General features: G+C 44.1%; 24 protein-coding genes. 10 read left to right on the top strand and 14 right to left on the bottom strand.

Annotated features, from left to right (window positions below; all coding sequences use genetic code 11):
- The first annotated feature begins 12 nt into the window (after positions 1–12).
- Entirely contained in the window at positions 13–1395 is a 1383-nt protein-coding gene (locus tag K9M52_RS10555) for a sialate O-acetylesterase (RefSeq protein WP_224068395.1), read from the top strand.
- 115 nt (positions 1396–1510) lie between these two features.
- On the opposite strand, the gene recN is transcribed toward K9M52_RS10555, so the two are convergent.
- The 3 genes from recN to alaS form a co-directional block, all read right to left on the bottom strand.
- Positions 1511–3175, bottom strand: coding sequence for a DNA repair protein RecN (gene recN, locus K9M52_RS10550; protein ID WP_224068394.1), 1665 nt, complete (start codon positions 3173–3175; stop codon positions 1511–1513).
- A 180-nt stretch (positions 3176–3355) separates the two neighbouring features.
- Positions 3356–4357 carry a hypothetical protein gene (locus K9M52_RS10545; protein WP_224068393.1) on the bottom strand — a complete coding sequence of 334 codons (1002 nt, stop codon included), beginning with the start codon at positions 4355–4357 and terminating at the stop codon, positions 3356–3358.
- A gap of 368 nt (positions 4358–4725) precedes the next feature.
- A complete protein-coding gene (gene alaS / locus K9M52_RS10540; protein ID WP_224068392.1) occupies positions 4726–7356 on the bottom strand; it encodes an alanine--tRNA ligase in 2631 nt (876 codons plus the stop codon).
- 339 nt (positions 7357–7695) lie between these two features.
- Between alaS and K9M52_RS10535 the strand changes: the two genes are divergently transcribed.
- From K9M52_RS10535 to dnaG, 3 genes are read left to right on the top strand one after another with little or no spacing between them, the layout of a single operon-like run.
- A complete protein-coding gene (locus K9M52_RS10535) occupies positions 7696–8205 on the top strand; it encodes a shikimate kinase (protein WP_224068391.1) in 510 nt (169 codons plus the stop codon).
- Positions 8198–8608, top strand: a complete 411-nt coding sequence (locus K9M52_RS10530) for a DUF423 domain-containing protein (protein WP_224068390.1) — start codon at positions 8198–8200, stop codon at positions 8606–8608. Before K9M52_RS10535 ends, K9M52_RS10530 begins: the two co-directional genes overlap by 8 nt.
- A gap of 35 nt (positions 8609–8643) precedes the next feature.
- Positions 8644–10593 carry a DNA primase gene (dnaG, locus tag K9M52_RS10525; RefSeq protein ID WP_224068389.1) on the top strand — a complete coding sequence of 650 codons (1950 nt, stop codon included), beginning with the start codon at positions 8644–8646 and terminating at the stop codon, positions 10591–10593.
- Here the strand turns inward: dnaG and ytxJ are convergent.
- The gene (gene ytxJ / locus K9M52_RS10520) at positions 10586–10924 is read right to left on the bottom strand and encodes a bacillithiol system redox-active protein YtxJ (protein WP_224068388.1); all 339 of its coding nucleotides are present in this window, start codon (positions 10922–10924) and stop codon (positions 10586–10588) included. The two genes, dnaG and ytxJ, sit on opposite strands and share 8 nt — an antisense overlap.
- A 281-nt stretch (positions 10925–11205) precedes the next feature.
- Here ytxJ and dctA point away from each other — a divergent pair, with 281 nt between their 5' ends.
- Complete coding sequence (gene dctA / locus K9M52_RS10515; protein ID WP_224068387.1) at positions 11206–12525, top strand: C4-dicarboxylate transporter DctA; 1320 nt, start codon at positions 11206–11208, stop codon at positions 12523–12525.
- 50 nt (positions 12526–12575) lie between these two features.
- Entirely contained in the window at positions 12576–13271 is a 696-nt protein-coding gene (locus tag K9M52_RS10510; protein ID WP_224068386.1) for a GDSL-type esterase/lipase family protein, read from the top strand.
- 25 nt (positions 13272–13296) lie between these two features.
- Here the strand turns inward: K9M52_RS10510 and msrB are convergent, their stop codons facing one another.
- From msrB to K9M52_RS10465, 9 genes are all read right to left on the bottom strand, one after another.
- A complete protein-coding gene (gene msrB, locus K9M52_RS10505) occupies positions 13297–13824 on the bottom strand; it encodes a peptide-methionine (R)-S-oxide reductase MsrB (RefSeq protein ID WP_224068385.1) in 528 nt (175 codons plus the stop codon).
- 15 nt (positions 13825–13839) lie between these two features.
- On the bottom strand, positions 13840–14511 hold the full coding sequence (gene msrA / locus K9M52_RS10500) for a peptide-methionine (S)-S-oxide reductase MsrA (RefSeq protein ID WP_224068384.1): 672 nt from the start codon (positions 14509–14511) through the stop codon (positions 13840–13842).
- The gene (locus K9M52_RS10495) at positions 14492–15052 is read right to left on the bottom strand and encodes a carboxymuconolactone decarboxylase family protein (RefSeq protein WP_224068383.1); all 561 of its coding nucleotides are present in this window, start codon (positions 15050–15052) and stop codon (positions 14492–14494) included. The genes msrA and K9M52_RS10495 overlap by 20 nt, the downstream gene beginning before the upstream one ends.
- Positions 15053–15081: 29 nt before the next feature.
- Positions 15082–15924, bottom strand: coding sequence for an AraC family transcriptional regulator (locus K9M52_RS10490; RefSeq protein ID WP_224068382.1), 843 nt, complete (start codon positions 15922–15924; stop codon positions 15082–15084).
- A gap of 35 nt (positions 15925–15959) precedes the next feature.
- Positions 15960–16724: an SDR family oxidoreductase gene (locus K9M52_RS10485; RefSeq protein ID WP_224068381.1), complete on the bottom strand. Its 765-nt coding sequence runs from the start codon at positions 16722–16724 to the stop codon at positions 15960–15962.
- A 24-nt stretch (positions 16725–16748) separates the two neighbouring features.
- Positions 16749–17207 carry a thioredoxin family protein gene (locus K9M52_RS10480; RefSeq protein ID WP_224068380.1) on the bottom strand — a complete coding sequence of 153 codons (459 nt, stop codon included), beginning with the start codon at positions 17205–17207 and terminating at the stop codon, positions 16749–16751.
- A gap of 12 nt (positions 17208–17219) precedes the next feature.
- A complete protein-coding gene (locus tag K9M52_RS10475) occupies positions 17220–17927 on the bottom strand; it encodes a peroxiredoxin family protein (RefSeq protein WP_224068379.1) in 708 nt (235 codons plus the stop codon).
- 122 nt (positions 17928–18049) lie between these two features.
- The gene (locus K9M52_RS10470) at positions 18050–18592 is read right to left on the bottom strand and encodes a carboxymuconolactone decarboxylase family protein (protein ID WP_224068378.1); all 543 of its coding nucleotides are present in this window, start codon (positions 18590–18592) and stop codon (positions 18050–18052) included.
- A gap of 39 nt (positions 18593–18631) precedes the next feature.
- Entirely contained in the window at positions 18632–19933 is a 1302-nt protein-coding gene (locus K9M52_RS10465) for a spondin domain-containing protein (protein WP_224068377.1), read from the bottom strand.
- Between the two features lie 248 nt (positions 19934–20181).
- On the opposite strand from K9M52_RS10465, the gene K9M52_RS10460 reads away from it, so the two are divergent.
- The 4 genes from K9M52_RS10460 to K9M52_RS10445 all read left to right on the top strand — a co-directional run bounded on the left by K9M52_RS10460 (position 20182) and on the right by K9M52_RS10445 (position 25324).
- Positions 20182–21555, top strand: a complete 1374-nt coding sequence (locus K9M52_RS10460) for a UDP-N-acetylmuramate--L-alanine ligase (protein WP_224068376.1) — start codon at positions 20182–20184, stop codon at positions 21553–21555.
- A gap of 97 nt (positions 21556–21652) precedes the next feature.
- Positions 21653–22423 (top strand): 3'-5' exonuclease, encoded by a 771-nt coding sequence (locus tag K9M52_RS10455; RefSeq protein WP_224068375.1) that lies wholly within the window; start codon positions 21653–21655, stop codon positions 22421–22423.
- Positions 22424–22494: 71 nt separating this feature from the next.
- Positions 22495–23250 (top strand): polyprenol monophosphomannose synthase, encoded by a 756-nt coding sequence (locus K9M52_RS10450; RefSeq protein WP_224068374.1) that lies wholly within the window; start codon positions 22495–22497, stop codon positions 23248–23250.
- Positions 23251–23395: 145 nt separating this feature from the next.
- Positions 23396–25324: a TlpA family protein disulfide reductase gene (locus tag K9M52_RS10445; protein WP_224068373.1), complete on the top strand. Its 1929-nt coding sequence runs from the start codon at positions 23396–23398 to the stop codon at positions 25322–25324.
- On the opposite strand, the gene K9M52_RS10440 is transcribed toward K9M52_RS10445, so the two are convergent.
- Positions 25315–25872 (bottom strand): DUF420 domain-containing protein, encoded by a 558-nt coding sequence (locus K9M52_RS10440; protein WP_224068372.1) that lies wholly within the window; start codon positions 25870–25872, stop codon positions 25315–25317. The two genes, K9M52_RS10445 and K9M52_RS10440, sit on opposite strands and share 10 nt — an antisense overlap.
- Positions 25873–25923: the final 51 nt, after the last annotated feature.

Below are 25923 nucleotides of genomic sequence, written 5' to 3'. Positions count from 1 at the left end.
CGATATTCACAGATGAAAAAGATTGTATTTATGGCACTTGCCCTCCTATTATTTCAGGCAAGTGAAGCCATGATCCGGCTGCCGCATATTTTCTCGGACGGCGTTGTTTTACAGCAACAGACGGATATACAGCTCTGGGGGTGGGCTTCTCCCAACGAGAAGGTCTCAATCTGGCCTTCCTGGCAGAAAGACAGTATCCACCTGCGCGCAGATGCAGAAGGAAAATGGATTGTCACCCTGCATTCTCCTAAAGCGGGCGGTCCTTATACTATCGATTTTGATGCCCATAATCACATCCGCCTCACCGATGTCTGGTTAGGAGAAGTATGGGTATGTTCCGGTCAGTCCAATATGGAGTTCACTTACAACTGGAGAAAAACCAAAGATATTGGTGATTTCGACAGTTGCGATCAGTATAATCTGCATTTTTTCCAGGTGCCAAAAACAAGCGCCTTGACTCCTCAGGAAGATTTGCCGGGTAACTGGATGCGCTGTGATTCCAATACCGTCAAAAACTTCAGTGCCGTTGCTTATTTCTTTGGTAAGAAACTCAACAAAAATCTGCATGTGCCCATCGGCCTTATTTCATCCAACTGGGGAGGCACACCTGCGGAAGTCTGGACTCCGGCGGAACTGGTCAACGAAAATCCATTCCTGCATAAATGGCAGCAAAAGATCAAGCCATCCATTGGCTGGCCTATCATCGCCGGCAGGGCTTATAACGCGATGATTTATCCATTGACACAATTTTCAATCGCGGGTGCCATCTGGTATCAGGGAGAGTCCAATGTAGATACTTATCAGAGCTATGGTCAGCTTTTTAAAACGATGATCCGGTCATGGAGAACCCGGTGGAATAATGATTTTCCCTTTTATTTTGTACAGATTGCTCCCTTTCATTATGATAAGGTCAACAGTGCTGAATTAAGAGACCAACAGGCTAAGGCATTGGAACTACCGCATACCGGTATGGTCGTTACCGCTGATCTGGTGAGCGACACTAATGACATCCATCCCCATAACAAATATGATGTCGGATACCGTCTGGCCAATCTGGCGCTCTCGGGGCATTATCAGATCCAGGGCCATTTCCCGAAATCTCCCGTCTTATCCGGTTATCAGCTAGATGGCAATAAAGTCCGGATCCGGTTCAAGAACGCCGAAGGCGGCCTTAAGGTAAAGGAAGGAGGCATTCAGGAACTTTATATTGCAGGGGCAGATCAGCATCTATACCCGGCAGTCGTTAAGATTGATAAAGACGGTAGTATCATCGTATCCAGCAAGGATGTTCAAAAACCTTCTCTGGTGGAATATGGTTTTACCAATACAAGATTGGGCAATCTGGTGTCTGGCGACGGATTACCGGTGGCTCCTTTCAAAATTGAGTTACAATAAATGCAAAACTGCCATTGGTAGTGCTTCCCGAAGAAAAAACCACTGATATATTTAAGCTCATATATATCAGTGGTTTTTTTCAATCTACGCATAAGCCTACATCAGCAATGCAAGTCTATAATTCCTCCATCATTTCCCGGGCGCTCTCCATAGCGGCGGTACTTGGCTTTTCTCCTCCCAGCATCTGTGCGATCGTCAGTACCCGTTCGTTCCTATCCAGGCTGCGCACATCGGTCTGTATCGTTGTATCAGGCTGTGCCCGTTTAAAGACATACAGATGATGGGCTGCCCGGGCGGCAATCTGTGGCTGATGCGTAATGGCGATTACCTGAATCTTTTCAGAAAGCTCTTTCATGATAATACCTACTTGCTTTGCCGCTTCCCCCGATATGCCGGTATCTATTTCGTCAAAAATGAGTGTAGGGAGCTCAACGGATTGCGCTACCAGGGATTTAATACAGAGCATCAGGCGGCTGAGCTCCCCCCCACTGGCTACTTTTCGGATGGGTTCGAACCTGCCGCTTTTATTCGCGTCAAATAAAAATTCTACGAGATCCTGACCATATTGATTCAGCGCGGATTCTTTCGTAATGTTCACCTGAATTCTTGCAGAAGGCATTCCCACGCTGGCAAGTCTTTTATTGACGGCTTCTTGTAAGGGCTTCACTTCCGCCAACCTGGCCTTCGTCAGCGCACCGGCTTGTTTGACAGCCTCAGCAAGCAACGCTTTCTCTTCTTTACGCAAAGCTTCTATTTGCGCTTCCGTATCAAGCACACCATCCAGTTTTTCCTGAAGTGAAGCCTGTATCGTCAGCAACTCACGGGTCGTGGAAACGCTATGCTTTTTAAAGAGCTTATAGCCTTTATCCAGTCTTTCCTGGATGATGCTGATTCGCTGCTGGTCTGGATTAAAATGATCCGCCAGGCTTTCCAGTTCCTCAGCAATATCCTGAAGTTCAATCTGTGTGCTCTTAAGGCGAGCAGCCAGATCACCCAACTGTTCATGATAGGCCGTAAAATGTTCCAGCTTATTACTGAGCCCACGCAGGGTTTGTACAAGCGGCTGCTCTCCATCGGAGAGTACGCTAGTTGTTTCTGCAAGCGCTAATTTAATTTCTTCTGCATTAGAAAGCAGGTTAAGTTCAGTGTCTAATTCCTCCAGTTCGTTCTCCACAAAACTTAATTCCGCCAACTCATCAAACAGATACTGGTTAAAATCGGCCTCCTTATCAAAATTTGCCTTTTCTTCCTCTAACCCGGCCAGTCTGGTCCGGCAAGCTTGCAGGTTCTTAAAAGTCGCCTGATATTGGACAATGCTGGCCTTATTGCCGGCCAGTGCATCCACGACCTGGCGTTGAAAATCACTTTCCCCCAATTGTAATGTATCAAATTGCTGATGCTGATCTACTAATAAAACAGCCAGTTCTTTGAGCTGCTGAAGTGTCACAGGAGTATCATTGATAAAGGCTCTGGATTTACCGGAAGCCGCAATTTCACGGCGCACGATAAGTTCTCCCGGTTCTTTAAGCTCAGCCACTGTCAGGTACTGATCAATGGCTTTCTGGCCCTCGACCCCAAAACTGCATTCTACGACACATTTTTTATCTGTGGCCTTAAGTACAGACGTATCTGCTCGGGCGCCCAGGATGAGACTAAGCGCCCCCATAAGAATACTCTTACCGGCACCAGTTTCACCGGTAATGATGTTCAGACCAGCCTCAAAATTGACCTCAATATGGTCAATGATGGCATAATTACTTATTTGGAGTTGCCTTATCACCTGTAATGATTAAAGATTCTATATTTCACTTGCGAATTTATAACAATCATTGATTGCTCCCAATTAAATTGCAATTGCTGGCATGTATGCCAATATACCGGCTAAATGGTTGATAAGAGGCACCAAAAAAGGGTAGCGTTACAAAAAACACTACCCTTTATTTAGTAATAATGTCCGCAATTACAGACCCAGGAAACCGGATTTCTTAAGCGTTTTAATGCCTTCTCCGATTTTGTAACCATTGTTATAAATCTCTATTTTGTATTCACCGGTCTGATATCGGCCTCCCTGATCCCAGTCAAAAGAGACTTCTTTGCGCTCTCCGGTCGTGTAACTGATATTTTGCATATTGGTGTAGACCTTCTGCCCCTCTTCTCTGGTCTGGAATGTTCCGCTTCCCTGAGAAGGAATAGAAACAACTCTGCCGTCGGGGGCAACTACGATAATATATAGATCTTTTGGACCACTGGGTGCCACTCTATTGGCGTCAATAATAAATTTCACCCTTAGCAGATCAGCTTTCTTTGCCTTACTGGTCTCAGATTCCTTATCTCCTTTTAACCTGATGGCTTCAATAGTTATGTTAGATGCATGCAGTGTAGAAGCTTCATCCAGAATTTTGTTTTTAGCCTCGCTAACTGCATTCAGGCTGTCAGTGACTTGTTGTTTCTGGGCGGCAATGGTATCTCTTTCAGATGCCAGCACCTGATTGCTTACTGTAAGGCTGGCGTTTTCTTTCTGCAGCGCGGCTACCTGCGCAAACAATCCGTTTACTTTTCCTTTCAATTCCTCTATCAGGCCTTTTGCCTTAGAAAGATCCCCATTATTCTGCTGCCGGATATCTTCGATCTTTTTCTTCAGAGCGTCGATTTCCTGCTTCTGCTGTGCTAATGTACCCTGTAATTGTGTGTTCGATCCCGTCAATGAATCCATCCTTTTTAAGGCGTCGTTATATTCCGCCTGAATCGCATTTTTCGCAGAATCCGATGTTTGTGTCTGGTACTGCAAGCCGGCGATCTGCTGATTTTTATGACTGTGGTCATAAATAATGTAGGCCCACGTAGCCAGCAGCAGTGCAATTGAAATCCCCAGAATAATTTTTTTATTTCTGTCCTTAGGATTAGGCGTCGGCTGCGGCGCAGATGGCTGTGGATTGGCTGATGGATAATTAGAACTTTCCATGATTAATTGAGCATTTATTATTTTTTTTATAAATTGTAAACAGTATGAATGGAAGCATTTTAGATCACCCACAGCTGTTTAAAACAGTCATTAAAAGACAAGTATATCCCGAAAAAATCCGACGTCTTGCTTTCAATGTTGGATTAAAATAGCGAAAATAATGCCAGATTGGAAGGTTATGCTGTAGGTTTGGATTCTAGTTTGACTGCTCTCATAAGCTATATTTTAAATCACTAATAAACAACAATTTATGTAATATACCCGTCATAATCTCGCTTCTTCTTTTTCCCGGAATGCGGTAAGACGGCCCTTCCTTCGCCCCTCTTTAATCTTGAGCTTAGGTCGCAAAATACTTAAGTAGCTCGTTATTAGCCTATTGCTTTCCTTACGGCTCCTATAACCTGATCGAGGTTACTGGCGTCCTGGCCTCCGGCTGTTGCAAGATCCTTGCTGCCACCTCCACCACCCTTGATGATCGGTGCGACAGTTTTTTTAATTAACTGACCGGCATTCAGATCCAGGCTCTTATTCCCGTTCAAAGCCGGGTCTGCAATAATGACCACGCTGGCTTTACCTTGAATAGCAGCGACCAGAACAATAACATAATCACTTAATTCGGCTTTGAGTGCAAATGCCAGTTTTTTAAGATTATCTGCATTACTAACCTCTACTTCGGCCCCGATAAAATGAATGCCATTTACAATTGTTACACTGTTTTTCAGTTTGGCGGCCAGAGAGGAAACCTCTTTGGCTTCCAGGGAAGCTAGTTTGCTTTCCAGTTGGCTTTTTTCTTCCAGAAGTTTCTCAATGGCTTTAAGTGGCGCATTTGTCTTCAGCAGATCGGCAACAGCTTTATTCTGGCGTACTTTATCTGCAAAATACCGGATCGCCGCGCCCCCTGTCAGCGCTTCAATACGCCGTACCCCGGCAGCTACCGCGGATTCGGCTGTAATGGTCATAAGACCAATCATACCTGTGCGAGGCACATGTGTACCTCCGCAAAGCTCAATCGAAAATTCAGGGTCAACAGTTACGACCCGTACAAGATCCCCATACTTTTCACCAAAAAGGGCCATGGCGCCCATTTTCAGGGCCTCCTCCTTAGGTAATTCCTGGATATTGACTTCAATATTCTCCCTGATCTTTGCATTAACGATTGACTCCACCTGCTGCAGTTCTTCATCAGTGATCTTCGCAAAATGGGAAACATCAAAACGGAGTATATCGGGACTTACCAGAGAGCCTTTTTGATTTACATGTGTGCCTAATACCTGTTTAAGTGCAGCATGCAATAAATGGGTTGCCGTATGATTGTAGGCCGTATGCAGGCGTCGTTCAGCATCTACCTTGGCGACAACTTCACCCTCTATGACTGCCGGCAGTTTCTGTACAAAGTGGATAAATTCCCCGTTTTCTTTTTTTGTATCCGTTACCGCAATCTGCTCCTCTCCAAAAATAAGCACACCGGTATCCCCTACCTGGCCGCCGCTTTCTGCATAAAAAGGAGTCTGTTCCAGCACCAGCTGATACTGTTCTTTGTTTTTGCTTTTTACCTTTCTGTATTTGACTACCTTGGTGGGCACCAAAAGATCCTCATATCCAGCAAATGACGTTTTTTGAGTTGGATATACCGTGATCCAGTCTTCTGTATCCAGCGCTGTCGCAGCCCGGGAGCGGCTTTTCTGCTGCTGCATCTCATGGGTAAAGCCCTTTTCATCTACGCTGAGTCCGTTTTCTGAGGCAATCAGCCGGGTCAGGTCGATCGGAAACCCAAAAGTATCATACAATTCAAAAGCCTGGGTACCGTCCAACGTCTGTTCACTTTTGGCCTTTGCAGCCGCAATTAATTCTTCAATTTTTTTCAGCCCTTTCTCCAGCGTTCTAAGAAAAGCTTCTTCTTCCTCCTTTATCACTTTGGTCACAAAATCCTGTTGCTGATGCAGTTCAGGAAAAACCCCTTCGAACTGCCCGGCAATTACAGGAAGCAGCTTATATAGCAGCGGCGTTTTATAATCCAGATAAGAATAATAATAGCGGACAGCTCTTCTCAGTATGCGACGAATCACATAACCCGCCCCTGTATTAGAAGGCAACTGGCCGTCAGCAATACTAAAAGCAATGGCCCTGATATGATCGGCCAACACCCTGAAAGCAATATCTTTACGGTTATCAGAAGCCCCATAATCTTTACCCGTCAGCTCACTAATAACCTTCAGCGTACCCGTAAAGACATCTGTATCATAGTTTGAAGTCTTGTTCTGCAACACCCGGACCAATCTTTCAAAACCCATCCCGGTATCTACATGTTTTTCAGGTAATGGTGACAGACGACCATCTTTACCCCGGTTAAATTGCATAAATACGTTGTTCCAGATCTCAATGACCTGTGGATGGTCTGCGTTTACCAGTGCTGCTCCGGACGTCTGCCGGCGTTCGCCCTCGCTGCGGCAATCCATATGAATTTCAGAACAGGGACCGCAGGGGCCTGTATCACCCATTTCCCAAAAATTATCCTTCTTATTTCCTTTGAGAATATGGTCTTCCACTACCCATTTACGCCACTCATCATAAGCTTCCTGATCAAAAGGCAATCCTTCGGAAGCATCTCCTTCAAATACAGTTACATATATTTGTTCAGGATTGATCTTAAATATTTTTGTCAACAATTCCCAACTCCAGGCAATAGCTTCTTTCTTAAAATAGTCTCCAAAGCTCCAATTCCCGAGCATCTCAAACATCGTATGATGGTATGTGTCTACGCCCACTTCTTCCAGGTCATTATGTTTACCGCTGACACGCAGGCATTTCTGAGTATCAGCCACCCTTCTGTGCGTCGGCACTTTATTGCCCAGAAAATAATCCTTGAACTGATTCATCCCAGCATTGGTAAACAGCAAGGTCGGGTCATTTTTGATGACAATAGGGGCTGAAGGAACGATGGTATGCTGCTTTTCTTTAAAAAATTCCAGAAATTGTTGCCTTATCGCTGCAGAAGTCATTATTTTTCTTGTTTAAGGTGGCAAAGGTAGAATTAATTAAGCAAAAATAATGAGCCTGCCCAGAGCCAAAATACAACGAATATACCTTCAATAACGATTGTAGCTAATGATCTGCAAAATGGAGTTTGCTATTTTTTCCGAAGGGCCGGCGCCAGGTGCAGACAACACATTAATCGCAATCATTATATAAAATTTAGCTTTACCCGTTTTTCTGCCTTGCAGCAAGCAAATGATAAGATGGTGTGCGATTCAAAAATCTGACCCAAAATTTAAGGATATGCGTTTTTTTTCAAAGATATGCCCCCATTAATTTGTAATTTTGGCACATTTGAAACAGCTATGGCAAGAATCTTTTTAGTGGGCATGATGGGTGTGGGTAAATCTCACTGGGCTGGCAAACTCGCCCGCAAACTTGGTATCCCTCACTACGATCTGGATGATATAATTGAACAAGAGCAAGGAATGCCGATCGCAGAGATTTTTGCCAGCAAAGGTGAAGCGGGATTTAGACAAATAGAATCAGCAACGCTGAGGCGACTGGGGGGAGCGCCTGATTTTGTAATGGCTACCGGCGGTGGCGCCCCCTGCCAAATGAACAATATGGCTTATATGAACAGCAGAGGGGTGACTATATGGCTGGATGAGTCTTTAGAAATCATCATTGGCCGTCTGAAACAAGGCAGGGCTGAGCGCCCGCTGGTCGCAAAGCTGGCTGATTCCGAACTCCGGGACTATATCGCCGGCAAGCTACAGGAAAGAGCGGTGTTTTACAGGCAGGCAAGGTACCGAATCGAAGGTAAGGAGATTTCTAACGCGACACTGGAACAAATAATTAACAATCATGGATAAAGCTAAGATCAATTCCTGTTTTATTAAAATAGCCGCGCTCTTAGGAGTATTGGCCGTTATTCTGGGCGCTTTTGGCGCACACGGCTTAAAGACAAAAGTCAGCTCCCAGGCACTGACAGTGTTTGAAGTTGGGGTTCGATATCAAATGTATCATGTTTTTGCCCTGCTACTTACCGGTATATTATTTATAGCGGGTGATCAGAAGCGACTGGTATGGGCGGGTAGATTATTTATTGCAGGCATTATTTTATTCAGCGGCTCTTTATATGCGCTTACATTTGTAATGGATGCAGGTAACCCTGCTTTATTAAAATTAGGTATAATTACGCCTTTAGGCGGTGTATGCTTTATAGCCGGATGGCTTTTCCTGGCATTGGCCTTTTGGAAAAAACAAGCTATATAATTTTTTCAATCAATTAAATTTTATTCATTTTTGATATGATCGCCCCGGAAACGATACGTGAAGTCACCGACCGCATTGATATTGTCGATGTAGTGGGCGAGTTTGTGAAACTTAGACGGCGGGGCTCAAATTATCTGGGGTTATGCCCTTTCCATGGAGAGAAGACGCCTTCATTTAATGTTTCCCAGAGTAAAGGAATTTTTAAATGCTTTGGCTGTGGCAAAAGCGGCAATGCCATCACTTTTGTCATGGAGCATGAAAAATATAGCTATGTAGAAGCCATCAAATGGCTGGCACGCCGTTATGGTATTGCCGTGGAAGAAACTGCCATGAGCGAGGAAGCCAGAGAGCATATGCAAGCCGCAGAAAGCCTGTATATCATCAACGGATTTGCGCAGAAATTCTTCCATGAGCAGCTCCTTGGAACAGAAGAGGGTGAACAGATTGCCCTGAGCTATCTGAAAGAAAGGGGCTTTAACCGGCCGATCATTGAGAAATTTGGTTTAGGATATAATCCCGACAGCCCCGATATTTTTGCCCAGGCTGCTGTCAAGAATCAATATAGCCGGGATGTGCTCATGAAAACCGGGCTGGTGCGGAGCTACCAGGACCGGCTTCAGGATAATTATAGAGGCAGGATCATCTTCCCCATCCATAATAATTCCGGGAAAGTCATAGGCTTTGGAGCGCGTATAATCGGTAAGAAGGATAAGGCTCCTAAATACATTAATACCCCGGAAAATGAGATCTACATTAAAAGCAGGATCTTATATGGAAGTTATTTTGCCCGCCATACCATTGATAAGGAAAATGAATGTCTCCTCGTGGAAGGCTACACGGATGTGCTGGGATTGGCGCAGGCAGGTATTGAAAACGTTGTTGCCAGCGGAGGGACCTCGCTGACGATTGAACAGCTCCGGCTGATTAAAAAGTATACCCAGAACCTGACCATCATCTATGATGGCGATAAAGCCGGGGTCAAAGCCGCACTCAGAGGGCTGGACATGGCCCTGGAAGAAGGGTTGAATGTACGGCTGGTACTCATCCCTGATGGAGAAGACCCGGATAGCTATGTCCGCCAACTGGGCGCTGATCAGTTTAAAGAATTCATACAGAAGAATAAGAAAGACTTTATCCTTTTTCAGCTGGAGATCCTGATGAAGGATGCAGGCACAGATATCACCAAAAAAAATGACGCAGTTAACAGGATTGCTGAATCACTCAGCAAGATCAGCAAGGCGGAAGACTTTACGAAACAGCAAGAATACATCCGTCAATGTTCCGATGTCCTGAAAATTGATGAACATGGCCTGACCAATCTGGTCAATAAATACAGAAGAGATAACCTGTCCAAACTGGAGAAAAAACACCATCAGGGTAAATCAGCCACAGAAATTGATAGCGCTGCTCCTCCTGATATTGAAACTCCGGCTGCCGAACAGGAAATAGCTACGCTGGATACCGGTAATATACAAGAACGTAACTTATTGCGTGTGCTGCTGGAATTCGGATTAAAACCCTGGAAAGATAACTGGACGATTGCAGATTACATTTTTGATGAAATCCAGGGGTTTCCTTTTGAACATCAGGACAACGAAAAACTGCTGGAATATTACCGTAGATCTTATAATGAAGGCAGTAATCCAAATACGGCATCTTTCCAATACATAGAAGATAAAGAAATGCAGGAGCTGGTCGTAGCCATTACGCTCACACCCTATGAAATCAGCCGTCGGTGGGATGAAAAGATTCCCGGCAAAAAATCGGACAGTATCGTAGATAGAGATGTGTCTAAACAGGACGCCCAAAACAGCGTCATCTATTTTAAACTGCGTAAGATCAAACAGATGCTGGAAATCACGCAAAAAGAGATTATGGAAGCCGACGACTTTGAGGACCAGATCAAACAACTCCATATCCAGAAACACCTGAAGCAGGAAGAGAAAAATCTCACCGACCAGCTCGGCACTGTGATCTTTAAATAGCCGCTATGCTCGTCGCGATCTTTTCTACCACGATTCCATAATGACTTTCATGATAGATACATTGACCACCGTGGATAATTAAAATCTGTGGAGATTCATGCCGGATGCCAAACTTTTGGGCTATGAGATCAGATACGGCCCTATGATTCCAAAGGTCCAGAAGATAATAATCTGCATTTTCAACAACCGGGGAACGGTCCAACCGGCTTTTGACCATGGCACTTGTGGGACATGAAATGCTGTGCTTCAATATAATTTGTGGCTTGCTATCCGAAAGCAGAATCACTTCTGCGACTTTCTGCTCACTATCTAATGCCTTCCAATCTATCATGGTATGGTTTTACTTTTAAACAGCAAAGATAGCAGAAACAGGGAAAAATCCCGCCATCAAGATCAGACGCTGCCTATCTTATCATGACGACATTTTAATCATTATTTTTGGTATATTCACAAAGTGATAATCTGAACGCCATAAACAGAGAGAAGCAGAATACACAATCAACCATTTGTAGAGAAAATGCGTAAATGGCTTCAATAACCGGTGAAACTTAGCTTTGAAAAAACAGGAGCCCGGCGACCTGATAAATGCAATTTAGTAAATTCAACATTCCTATGAAGTATCTTAAGGTTTTATATGTGCAGGTTTTAATAGGCATTGTGTTAGGTATTATAATGGGATGGTTGGTTCCGGGTTTTTCCCCCGCTGCGAAGATCATTGCTGACATGTATATTAATCTGATTCGCATGGTGATTGCACCAGTTATCTTTGTATGCCTGGTTCTAGGCATGTCAGGTGCAGGAGAGATGAAAAAAGTAGGCAGGATCGGAGGTAAGGCCATCCTTTATTTTGAGATCATCACTACCTTCACACTTATCATAGGGCTGATCGTAACTCATTTTATACAGCCCGGAACTGGTATTCCGACAGAACATATTCCTTCTGTCAATACTGGCGCACCAGCCTTAAACGCTCCTGAAGCACAAATGGATTGGGGGCACTTTATCTCGAATCTGGTACCTTCTAATATCGTTGAGTCTTTCGCTAAGGGAAATATTTTGCAGATCCTGCTATTTGGAATTCTATTTAGTGTTGGCCTTTCCAGGATGGGTCCGGGGGGTGCCTCTGTTATTCGCTTCTTTGAAAAATTGAATAAACTTTTATTCAATATCCTGCACCTGGTGATTAAGGTCAGTCCCATTGGTGCCTTCGGCGGCATGGCATACACCATCGGAAAATTTGGTTTCGCCAGCTTATTTGTACTGGGCAAGCTGCTCTTTACCTTTTATCTCACAGGCATACTTTTCATTTTTATTGTGCTCAATGCGATTGCCTATTTTTACAAATTCAGTTTATGGAAGCTCCTGGTCTATATTAAGGAAGAGATACTGATTGTACTTGGCACCAGCAGCAGTGAAGTTGTGCTGCCCAATATCATGGAAAAGCTTGAAAAGGCAGGCTGCGACAGGGGCGTTGTAGGGCTGGTCATTCCGGCAGGCTATAGTTTTAATCTGGATGGGACCAGCATATACCTTAGTATGTCTATTATTTTCCTGGCGCAGGTATTCCAAGTACCCCTTACTTTAGGGCATGAACTGGGAATTATTGCCGTATTGCTTATCAGCAGCAAAGGCGCGGCAGGCGTCACTGGCTCGGGCTTTCTGGTGTTAACATCTACCTTAACAGCGTTAAAAATAATTCCTTTGGAAGGCCTCGCATTGCTTATCGGCGTAGACCGGTTTATGAGCGAGGGGCGTGCTATCGTCAACGTGATCGGTAACAGTGTAGCCACTGTCGTTATCGCCAAAAGCGAGAAAGCTGTCGATATCCCGACCTTCAAGCGTATCGTAGAAAAATCGAGCCATACCGTTAGTGAAGAGATAACTGTTGACACTGCAGAAAGAAAAACATACCATAACCCGGATCATCAATAACAGCCAACTGTTGTATATTTAATCACTCACAGACGTCTAAATCAAAGATAATGAAACAAAAATCCAGGATTATACAAGAAGCTTACCGACGATCATTTTTAACCGTCTTTATGCTGTTTTGCATATTACTGGCAATGGGACAAACAACCAACGAGCATGCATACAGTAAAGATGTAGCCATCATCCAGCAATATGATAATATATACAAGCCACCTTCTAACCCGATACTGTTTGTAGGCAGCTCTTCGATACGTAAATGGGGTACCTTACAGCGAGACTTTGGTCGTTATGTCGTATTGAACCGGGGAGTCGGCGGTTTCGTTCTTAATGATATGATCTATTTTGCGGATCAGCTCATTTTTAAATATAAACCGAGGCAGATTATTATGTATGTCGGCGAGAACGACCTGCCTCAGAAAACGGCTACCGCAGATACAGTTTTTCAACGGTTCGTAAAGATGTATACACTGATCCGCTCCCGGCTGCCAAGTATCCCATTTGGATATATCGCGATGAAACCGAGCCCCAGCCGTGCACAGTTCAATGATAAATGTATGGCAGCCAATAAACTGATCAAAGACTACCTGGCAGGACAGCCCAATACAAAATTCATTGATATATATGCCCCGATGACAAATAGCGGTCAGGCCAGGCCTGAACTTTTCGTTAAAGATATGCTTCACATGAACCCAAAAGGGTACGCCATCTGGGAGAAAATGGTCCGGCCATATTTGTTGAGGCCGTAAACACCGAGTTGTCCGACTTCAGCTTTCAATTTACATCCGGATCAAAGTCTAACGAAACCGAATTCATACAATACCGCTTACCTGTCGGTGGAGGCCCATCATTAAAGATATGCCCCAGGTGAGAATTACATCTGGCACACTCTACCTCTATCCGGTGCATCCCATATGAATCGTCTTCTTTATAAATAACACTCCCCTTTCTGACGGGTTCAAAAAAGCTTGGCCATCCACAACTGCTTGCAAACTTGGCGTCCGACCTGAACAGTTTATTGCCACATACGGCACAGTAATAAGTTCCCCTGGTATCACTATTCCAGTACTGGCCGGTAAAGGCGCGCTCGGTTCCCTGCTCCCTCGCAACTTTATACAGGTCAGGAGGCAAAATCTTTTTCCACTGGGCATTGCTCACGTTAAGATGAGTTGTATCAGTTCTGGAATAGTACGGATTTGATATTGTATGGTTTTCTGCCATAGAGTTACTTTTATTGATTTGTCCCTGGCAACTATAAAAGAATAGTAAAACCGCTCCAAGAATGACGATTAGATTTTTCATATACAACTTTTACTTTTATGGTTTTTTCAATTTCTCTTTAAAGACCTTTCTAAACTTATCCAACTTCGGCTTGATGACCAATTGGCAATAAGGAACTTTCTGGTTATTAGCATAATAATCCTGATGATAGCCTTCTGCTTTGTAAAAAACCTTATAAGGCGCAACCTCTGTGACAACATCCTTGCCGTATGCTTTCTCTTCGTTCAGCCGCCGGATATAGAATTCAGCTTCCTTTTTCTGTTCGCTATCGTGGTAGAAAATAGCCGACCGGTACTGAGTGCCAATATCATTGCCCTGCCGGTTACGTGTCGTAGGATCGTGGGCAACAAAAAAAGCCGCTAAAAGTTCCTTATATGAAATCTTGGCCGGATCATAGGCGATATTGCAGGCTTCTGCGTGCCCGGTCTGCCCTGTACAAACCTGCCTGTAAGATGGATTGGGCACATGGCCTCCCGTAAATCCGGAGGTAACAGATATCACGCCTTCCAATTGTTTAAATTGCGCCTCTACACACCAAAAGCAGCCCGCCGCAAAAGTAGCGGTATCGTATTTCGGGCGCAGCTCGGTTGTGTTGGCCTCTATATTTATAGCTGCCCTTGCGGACTGAATACAACTCAACAATGGCATCAGTAAAAGCAGGCACACCTGCCCGATGTTAGGTTTAACTTTAAATAATTTGTCTTTCATAGCGATTATTTTTGAAATCATTTAACTGAGCAATATCAGCAGGAATATTAAATATATTCCCTGTAATATTTGTCATAATACAATCTCCAATCACTAAAACCATATCCACCAAATGTTCTTTTGTAAAACCGCATTCAAAAAAAGACTCTAATCGCGCAGGATCCATACTGGTTGGTCTATGAACCAGATCAGCAGCCAGCTTTATCATAATATCCAAGCGGTGGTCGAAAGTGACTTCCCCCAGCTTTATTTCTTCGATTTGCTGATCATTGAGTCCAACGAGCCGGGTGATCATTGTATGCAGATCGATACAATAATTGGCTTTATGGGCAGAAGAAACGCTGAGCGTAATTGCTTCTATCTCCAGTTTGGACAATGAGGACCTCCTTTCATGAAAGGGATAGTAACCGGCGAGCGCGTTTTTTGAATGCATCATAGAGGCAATAAGGTTCGGTATATAGCCTAGTTTATCTATAAAATACCGGAGATAATACCTGTTTTCATCTCCCATGTCAATATGCTGTATGTCATCAACGGTCATTTCCTGATTCAACTTTTAATAATAGACAATCAAGTCTTACTGCGAAAACTAGACACGTTCATCCCTGAATAAGCTTTAAAGAACCTGCTAAAATGCGCCGGGCTTTCAAAACCAAGTTCATAGGCGATCTCCTTTGCCGTTTTGTCCGTATAATGAAGATATCTTTTGGCTTCCAGAATCAGCCGGTTGCGAATGACAACGGAGGGCGCCGGCTGCTTCAATAGCAGGAAAACATTACTCAGGGTTTTAGGAGACTTATTTAAAGCAGCCGCATAATAGCTCACCTCATGGTGCTGTTTAAAACTGCCTTCTACTAATAAGGCGAATCTGCGGACTATATCCATTTTTTCATCCGAAAATGACTGGTAGCTCTCCGCCTGCTGTTTAGCGATCCGGGTGGTTTTGATGATCACCCTTTTTAAAAGCGTACGCAGCATTTCTCCCTGAAAATGGTCATGCAACAGCAACTCGTTGGAAAACACTTTCTTTAAATGTCGGATTTCTTCAATTTCCTCCTGATTCAACCTGATGAACATGGGATGCTGAATACCGTAAAAAAGAAATCCTACGCAGCCCACTTCTGCGTCATGATCAACAATACAGTAAAATTCCCGGTTGAATTGCCAGGCAGTAAGTGACTCAGGGCGCTCAAAAATAAAATGTTGGTTCGCCACCAACGGCAAAATACAATGCGCCGGCATTTTATAGGTCACTTCATCAATAATTACATTCTGCGCGTTGCCACCATTAAAGATAAATGTGTTGATCGGTTCCGGGCTTTGCTTTTTGAGTCCCTTTCCCGAAAAGCTTTTATCTTCACTATGCATGATAAATTTTGCCGCTGTATGCTCTTCTTTGTATTCTCTTATCATATTTCAAAGGTTACAATTAAATGGCATCATGCAATTTACAGTATTCTACTGGTCGCACCGCCGTCGACTACGAAATGCTGTCCGGTGATATAAGAAGCCTTGTCCATGGCCAAAAATGCCACAGCTGCAGCCACTTCAGCTGGTTCCGCGACCCTTCCGGCCGGTGTCCTGGAGATAATCGCTTTTTCCATTTCAGGATTGGATAAAACACCTGCAGTAGCCGGTGTTCTTGTGAACCAGGGAGAGACGGTATTCACCCGTACCTTCGAAGACGCCCATTCTACTGCCAGGTTTCTGCTCATTTGAATCAATCCTGATTTCGCCATTCCATATGGCGCCCCGGTTTGAGCATCCATCATGCCGGCTACAGACGCAATATTTATAATGGCTGAGTTTTTGGGGATAATTAACAAATCGTACAATAAACGGCACATTTCAAAAGGAGCGATCAGGTCCGTGTCCACCACTTTTTGATATTCAGCGGCCGTGTATGCTACACTGGGCTTTCTTATATTCAGACCGGCATTGTTTACCAGAACATCGAGCTTACCCCAATGTTGCTGTACCCATCTGGCAACAACCGCTCTGTCCTCCGGATCGTTAACATCTGCCTGGATACCCTGCGCCTTTAACCCGGACGCTCTGTAGCTGTCGACCCGGGTGATAACTTCATCCTGATCACGGGCAATAAATAACACTTCGGCACCGAGGTGCAGGAGTTCATCTACAACCGCACGACCAATCCCTTTTGAGCCGCCGGTAACCAATGCCTTTTTATCCTTTAAATGCCAGGTGTTCATAATTATTTAATTTTTAATGATCGGTTAGTTCCTTGAAAGCGCCTGTTTACTCAGATCCAACAGTCTTTTACTGTCCACAAATCCTGTTTGACGCATGACCATCCGTCCGTCTGGTGTAAAATATAAAAGTGTCGGATAGGCGGCGATTTTCCAACGATCTGCCAGTTCAATACCGCTTCCTTTTTCTGCATCTATAGCAAAACTGATAAAGTGATCGTTATAATAAGCCGCAACTGCTGAATCTCTAAAACTCTCCATTTCCAGTTGCCGGCAGGGTAAGCACCAACTTGCCGATACATCTACAAAAATATATTTATGACTTTTTTTTGCTTTTTGTATAATATCCGTCCAGGCTCCTTTTGTAAACCTGATCTCTTTTCCGGGTAGAGCCGTCTGTGCAAATAGGCCATGTTTAAGCCCCAGACCGGCAATGACAAAAGTCAGAAACAGACAAATAAGCGAAACACCGATGAGAATGCGCATAGAAGGTCAAAATTATAGCGTTGATTTAAGACTTGTAGCGACGGCTTTTAATAAAGCCGGGTTCAACCGCTGGCGAAAATCGGGATTAATGTATTCAAACTGTATCACGCCCTTTCTGTCCAAAATAAATACCGAAGGAACCGGAAGTAAGAGGTCCTTATCTTGACCGCCGGTCGTTTCGGGCAGCATTTTCCAATAATCCTCTGGTGCTTTATAGGCGATGCCAAATTGTTTTGACAGTGAAAGGTCGGCATCTGACAGTAAGGTATAGTCTAACTGCTGTTTTTCTGCCGAGCCGGCCAATCCCTCGGGTTTGTCTGTGCTGACCGCTAACAACTGATACCCCATTTGCTTAAGTTCAGGCAGCAGCTGCTGCAACCCCGATAATTGTTTTGAACAATAAGGGCACCAGCCCCCTCTGTAAAACACCAGGATCGTCGGCTGCATTGCGATTGCCTTATTCAGATCATATTTTTTACCAGCCATATCGGTTAAGGTGGCCTTCGGCACTTTCTCTCCGATCAGCAGCGGACTGATATCTTCCGGCCGTTGTACCACCATGGCATCTTTCACCAGACGGCTGCCTGCCTGAACTGTTCTATCTGTCATCGGGGGCATTTTATGCATACTACTTTGCGCACGAAGCAGATGGGGTGTAGCCATGAACATTAATAAGACGACTAATATGCCGCCGCCTCTTTCAGTTATCAGACATTTCATATTAAAATTTTAAACTAAAAAATACCGTTAACCATTGACATGAACCACTATGGCCGGTCACTGGACCGCCAGAGTGGTTCGTGTCAATTATCTGTATGCTTAACCGACAAAATCACCTACTGTTAATCCAGCTGTTTTGCAAGCGGAAACTCCACCGGCACTTTAGTCACGGCGTGGAGTATATTACTGATTGTCCGGTCTCCAACCAGAATGATCAGATCCACAAGCTGTTCTCTCGTATATCCTGCTGTATAAAAGGCATGCAGTAGCACTTCGTTTTCAACGCGCCTTTTATCCGTCAGCTCCTTAGCCAACCTGACAAGTGTATTCAGTTTAGGATCGAAGCTGGCATTACCGGACCTGATCTCAATGGTCTCGGCCTCAGAAAAGCCCGTGCTTTTCGCCACCATTGTGTGAGCACTGAGGCAATAGATGCATTGATTCACTTCGCTGACGACCAGATTCACTGCTTCTATCTCTTTAGGAGTGAAAGCTAATTTAGCAGACTCGAGCCGGGTGTATGCTTCTAAGGCATTTTCCGAATAGGCCAGCGTTGTATAAAGATTCGGCACAGCGCCATATTGCTTTTTTAGCTGATCAAATATCAATTGGTTTTTTGGCGATACGTCTTCTTTTTTGAGTACACTGAAAGTATTTGTTTCCATAGTCTTCTTCTTTATATTCGATGAATGTATTGCGTAATTTTAATCAAGCGTTACTTTGATAATATTGTTAATATCGGGAAGTGTTGTAAAAGCATTGGGATTAGGAACGGCTTCTATTGCCTTGCTTTCTTCTAAAGGCGTCCCTGCTAAGTTAAATTGAGTGATACCGGCGCCGGGAAACTGGTTAACCGCTGTACCGTCATCATATAACACAGTGGAGAAAGAAACATCGCCTTTTTTAGTTGCATCAATACCTTGTTCACTTGTCGCGAAAAACCAGTCATTGGAAAAACCATACATGGTTGCGACAGCAACCTTATCACCTTTGGCCACTTTTAATTCCTGAGATACTGAGCTTCCCGCCTGTTCTCCCACTTTGGGTAACAGCACAGTTGTCTCAGCGGCCGGCAGTACATACACTGCCTTAACACCTGTAACGGTTTTTAGATAGGCTGCAAGCTTCGAGGCGTCACCTTTTTGCGCGATATCTTTCAAACCATGACCAGGATCCTTTTCTCCCGCCTTATACAAAGGATTGTCTATCCCGTTATACACCACCACTAACACTGGAGATAAGGGGGTAAAGATGCCCGTCTGACTTGTTATATAACTAGCCAATTGCGCATTCTCGCCCATTTCTGCGATCTTAGTCAATCCATTGGCCGTCGGTTTCCCTTCCTCAAAGAGTGGATGCGGGTCAAGCAATTCCCCGCCCGCGATGTAGGAAACAGCCCAGACACCCGGGCTAAAGGGCGTTGGATTGGCAGTAGAGCCAGAAGTATTATCGATGGTAACCGTAAACATAGAATTCCCCTCGTAATGCAGAGACACTTTCATTAAATCCGAGGCGGCGACGTAGGTATTCCCCTGCGCGTCCTTGCCCTTTACTTCCATAATATTTTGAGGGGCAGATTCGGCAACGCCGGGATGAATTAGATCTTCGCCGGGTTTTTCATTGATACGTGTACCATTGTCCCAGAGTTTAATCTGCGCCGACACGTCGCCTTCAATGGGCGTTCCGTCACTCTTATAGACCTGAATCCCCGGATTGCCAGGCGCGAAAAACAGATCATTTGACCAACCGTACATAGTGGCGAAGCTTAATGCCTGCCCTTTAGCTGCGGAAAATTTAAACGATACCGAATGACCGGGCATAATAAGGGGTACATTGCCGTCATTTTTAAAAGTTCCCGATTCAACCAGTGGCTTTGAATCCAGTACATTCTCAATAGTGATCTTTGTAGCGGATGATGAACCCGATGAATTGTCATCTTTGTCACAACTTGCCATTATCATTGGAATCGCTGCTACTGAAAGCCAGAGTAAATGCTTATGTTTCATAAATAATACTTTAAGTTTATAAAGCAAAAGTACCAGAAAGCGTCACCGCTGCTGTTATCCGGAATTCCTCATGAGTTGGCAAAACTTCCCGAATATCAAGTAACGGGCTACTTTCATCTCTCCGGCAAGCCCGATTCAAACAGATTACCAGTCATACCGGACACAGGGGCACCTCCTTGATTAATATTTTGCTTATTTTTATCTATCAGATTTAATTTTTAATGACCTTTGAAAACAATTTCAATAGCATGAGGATTCATTTTATATCTATAGGAGGAAGTGTGATGCATCAGCTGGCCATCGCCCTTCAGAAAAAAGGATATCAGATCACCGGCTCTGATGATGAGATTTTTGATCCGGCCAAATCTGTATTAGCAACTGTAGGCTTGCTGCCTGCTAAAATGGGATGGGATACGGCTAACATCCTTCCTGAGCTGGATGCCGTGATAGTGGGAATGCATGCCCGGAAGGACAACCCTGAACTGGTAAAAGCTCAGCAGCTGGGGTTAACCATTTATTCCTTCCCTGAGTATATCTATCAGGAAAGCAAAAAAAAGACGCGTGTGGCTATCGGAGGAAGTCACGGAAAAACATCGACAACAGCGATGGTTATGCATATTCTCTCACAGGCGAAAAAAGCATTTGGCTACCTGGTGGGCGCCAGATTACAGGGATTTGATCAGAGTGTACAGATAACAGATGCTCCCATTCTCGTAGCAGAAGCGGATGAATACCCGGCCAGCGCCTTAAAGCCTGTCCCTAAGTTCCACTTTCTCTATCCGCATATCGCGGTAATTACGGGTATTGCCTGGGATCATATTAACGTATTTCCCACCTTTGACTTCTATCTGGAGCAGTTTCGGATTTTCATCCAACGCATTGAACCCGGCGGCATATTAATCTATAACGCGTCTGACCCGGTACTGAAAGAATTGGTGGAAAAAGAAAACAGAACAGATATCCGGTTCACTGCATATAATATTCCTGACCATGAGATTCGAAACGGCACTACCTATGTGGAATTGGAAGGTGTTAAAACTGCATTGCAGGTTTTCGGAGATCATAACCTGCTCAACCTGCACGCCGCATTTTTGGTTTGCAGAGCCCTTGGGTTGACAGCCGGGCAAATACTGCAGGCTGCCGCCGGATTCAGCGGGGCAGCCAAAAGATTGGAACTGCTTTTTCAGAACCCGGATCAAAACATTAGTATTTTCAGGGACTTTGCACATGCCCCCAGCAAGGTAAAAGCAACTATCGAAGCCGTAAAACAACAATTTCCGGGAAGAAAACTGGTGGCTGTACTGGAGTTACATACCTACAGCAGCCTGAACACTGCATTTATGGATCAATACAATGGAGCCATGGACCCTGCCGACGAGGCTATCGTTTTTTACACCCCTCATGCATTGGAAATGAAAAAAATGGCCCCATTACCACCGAGTGCTGTAGAAAAAGGCTTTGCTAAACCCGGATTAAAAGTCGTCCACGATAAAGACTCGCTGGAAAGCATATTAAGGTCTACTCCTTTGAACAACGTCAATATACTACTCATGAGCAGTGGTAACTATGATGGTCTGGACCTTCAAAACTGGATTGGAAAGGCCATCAAACAGCAAAATTGATTCAATAGTAGTTTAAAACATAAATCAAACAAGTCGCACCTATTTAAAAACGTGTTATCTTTCACCCCTGATATTAATCTAATCCAATACTTAAGGCATGAATATAGAACTCACCCAGCCGCTGGCATTTTTTGACATTGAGTCCACAGGCATTAACCCCGCTACCGACAGGATCGTCGAACTGGCGATCATACGGATTAATCCGGATGGGGAAAAAGCACGTTTTCGCAGGCTGGTACATCCTGGGATCTCTATTCCGAAAGAATCTTCCGACATCCATGGTATTACAGACGAAATGGTCAGGGATGCTCCGAGCTTTAAGGATATCGCTACTGAAGTGGCCGTTTTTTTGGAGAACTGCGATCTGGGAGGCTATAATTCTAACCGGTTCGATGTCCCCTTATTGGTAGAAGAATTCTTGAGGGCAGGTGTTCCTTTTTCGATGTCTAACCGAAGACTGTTAGATGTCCAGAAAATCTATCATAAAATGGAGCCCCGGACACTTAGCGCTGCTTATCAGTTTTACTGTCAAAAATCCCTGGAAGATGCTCATACAGCTACAGCTGACGTGGAAGCTACCTGGGAGGTATTACAGGCTCAGATCGATAAATATCCGGCCATTGGCCACACCATGAACAGCATTTTGCAATTTACCGGCGAGGACAAAATTGTCGACATGGCACGCCGGTTTGTCTTTAAAGGCGAAGAAATTATCTTTAATTTTGGAAAATATAAAGGAAAAGCTGCCCATATTATATTTAAGGAAGAACCGCAATATTATGACTGGATGATGCGCGGAGACTTCCCATTGCATACCAAACAGGTTATCTCAGAGATATTTCAACAAGTATTTCCCAATAAAAAATAAATCGTCTTTAACATAAAAAGCCTCGGAGATATATTTTTAATCCTTATTTTGAGCCTTAAATTACCGTTTTTTTGGAGAAACTTGTTATCATACCCACATATAATGAAAAGGAGAATATAGCAGCGATTGTCCGTTATGTATTTTCACTCAACCTGAACTACCACATACTCGTTATAGATGATGGATCTCCGGATGGAACAGCTTTGATTGTCAAAGAATTAATGCAAAACTATCCTGAGCAGCTCTTTTTAGAGGAACGTAGCGGCAAACTAGGTCTCGGGACGGCTTATATCCATGGATTTAAATGGGCTATCCAACGGGAATATCAGTTTGTCTTTGAAATGGATGCCGATTTTTCCCATAACCCTGATGATCTTGAAAGGTTATATCTGGCCTGTAAAACAGGAGGAGCGGATGTCGCCATTGGCAGTCGTTATGTCAAAGGGGGTGCCATTCAGAATTGGCCATTGGACCGCAGAATATACTCTAAAGGAGGCGCCTTATACACCAGGATCATTACTTGGATGCCGGTAGGTGATCCGACTGCCGGTTTTGTCTGCTATCGAAATGAAGTGCTTTCCTCAATAAATTTCGATGCTATCAAATTTGTTGGATATGCCTTCCAGGTAGAAATGAAGTTTGCGTCCTGGAAATTGGGCTTCAAAATAATAGAAGTTCCTATTACCTTTAAAGACAGGACTTTTGGCGCCAGTAAAATGAGTAAAGGCATTATTAAAGAAGGCATTATGGGTGTACTTAAACTACAATGGCACAGCCTTTTTAAAAACTATAAAGGCTCTGTTTCTGTTGAAACATCGGTCAAATAAAAATAGCCAGCTAACAGAAAGCCCGATTTCGCCGGAATATTTTTTCATAAAGCCCCGTTAATTACTTAACTTGCTTATACCTACTTGCGATGTAATTGCTATGTAGCGCGGATGATGTTATAACTAAAACTCTTAATTCGGTAATATGCAGAAGTTGAAACTATTGTGGGCTATTGCAGGTCTTTTTTTCCTGCTTCCCCTTACAGCATTGGCGCAAGATAGTGGCCACCTGGAACTTTCCATGAACTACCCGAAAGTGCACCGCAGAATCGGCTTTCAGTATACAGGGCCGCTTTCAAAAAGCCCTGATCTGAAAAGCATTCTCTATTACAGTGTGGAAAGCAGGATCTATGCGATGGAGCTTAGCCATGCGCCCATGGGTGAGAAGCTGATCGGGAGCTTTACCCTGCCGGATTCCGCGCAGGCTTTTGCCCTGGTTTTTAAAGACGCAGAAACCATAGACAAGAATAATGGTAACGGCTATATCTATAATGTCTACACAGAAAATCAGCCCAGCCTCGGCACCTACGCTTCTGAGGCAACCTTTTTTGGCAATATGGCCGGCCTGTTTGGCATTAACAGAAATTACGATACAGCGGTCACGCTCTATGAAAAAGAATTTGCCCAACATCCGGATCAAAAAGATGTTTATAAGGAGGCCTATTTGACGGCTGGTCTGTATAGTAGCAATAGAGTGACTGTTTTAGGCGGGCTTAAAAGTAACTGGGAGCAGATGATCGCCCGTAAAGCGCCAGAAGATTCTCTTATAAAAATTTACACCTTACTCTCCAATTTTGACCGGGAAAATATCCACCATTATAAGGATAGTCTGCTTGCCTTATATCCACACGGATTAGTGGCAGCCAGAGATGAGGCGGGCGGAATCTTTAAGAAAAGAAGCGCTGATTCCATAATTGCCGCCTACCAGGCCCTGCTGCAAAAGTATAAGGAGCTCAAACAGGAAGACATCCTCAACCCGCAACAAGTATACTATATCGTTGCTAAAAAATACTGGGATGAAAAAGATGCAGATAAGTTTCAGCAGTATGCCGACAAGGTACAAATCAACAGTATGCGTTCTTCTTTATACAATTCCGCGGCCTGGCCTATTGCTGAGGCGCAAAGCAAGGATAGCCTGGACCTGGGTGTTATCCTGGCAAAAAAATCGGTAGATGCGGCGCTTAAAATGGAAGACGACCGCCCGACCTATTATACCAAGTCCGATTGGGAAAAAATCTGCCAGTCCAATTATAGCATGGTGGCCGACACCTACGGTTATTTGCTTTTTCAACAGGGAAAAGTAAAAGACGCATTAGATATTCAGCAGAAAGTCGTCCAGGGATTGAATACGGACGCGGATATTAATGGTAGGTATGTTCAATATCTACTGGCCAATCAGGATGATGAAACAGCGCTTGACAAAGCGGCAGGGATGATAAAAGCCGGCCACGGGAATGCGGACATGAAAAAACTGTTGGCGGAAGCCTATCGGCAAGTGAACAATACCGACAGTGGCTTTACCGCCTATTACGATAAGCTTGAGGCGGTCGCCTTAGAAAAAAAACGAGGCGAGATAAAAAAATCAATGCTCGACATGCCTGGTCATAGCTTTAATTTAAAAGATATGGACGGTAAAACTGTAGCCTTGGACTCCTTAAAAGGTAAAGTAGTGATCATTGACTTTTGGGCGACCTGGTGCGGACCGTGTAAAATGTCCTTCCCCGGAATGCAATTGGCCCTGGATAAATATAAAGACGACCCTGATGTAGTCTTTTTATTCATCGACACCTGGGAACGTCAACCGACCCTGGAGGAAAGAAAAGCTGAGATTAAAAAACTCATGGCCGACAACCAATATACTTTCCATGTCGTATTAGACAATCCCAAAGCTGAAAATAAGCAACAGTATGAAACCATAAGCGCCTATGAAGTTACGGGTATCCCCACTAAATTTGTCTTGGATAAAGAAGGAAGGATCAGGTTCAAAGCCGTTGGTTTTGACGGTAACAGCCAGAACCTGGCCGACGAGCTATCCATTATGATCGAGCTCGCCAAAGGCAGTCGTCAGGAATAATATGGGCGGATCATCCAATAGATAACCGGACCGCTGATGGCTATATAGAGCCACAGTGGCCAGGTAATGCGGGCAATCTTCTTATGTTTCATCCATTCTCCCGTGAGGCCTCTATAAGCTGTAAAAAGAATAATCGGCAACATAACGGCAGCTAAAACGATATGCGTTGCCAACAGCGTTAAATAAACCGTTCTGATCAGTCCTGTTCCTCCAAATCTGGTTTCCCCTGCAAACAAATTGTGGCAGATGTAGGCACATAAGAATAATACCGACAAAATAAGCGCTGTCACCATTAACCGCTTATGCAATAAATAATGTCCGGACTTGACTGCAATCAGGGCGGCGATCAATACAAATGTGACAACAGTATTTATTACTGCACTGATCAACCCAAATACGTGCGGATTAAAACCCAGATCCACATCTGTCAATTTATACTTACCCAGTGCCACGATCACCAGAAAAACGATAATAGAAAAGATGCCAATGTAACGTCTGGCTTTCTTATCATTTTTTTGAATAGTGGCGCCTAACTGATGCTGGTTCATGAATAACAGGATTTAGGGGTCAGAAAACGTTTTACGTGTATGATACGGTCA

The organism is Arachidicoccus terrestris (assembly GCF_020042345.1).
In the GTDB taxonomy this organism is placed as follows: domain Bacteria; phylum Bacteroidota; class Bacteroidia; order Chitinophagales; family Chitinophagaceae; genus Arachidicoccus; species Arachidicoccus terrestris.
This window is presented reverse-complemented; position numbering and strand designations above follow the sequence as displayed.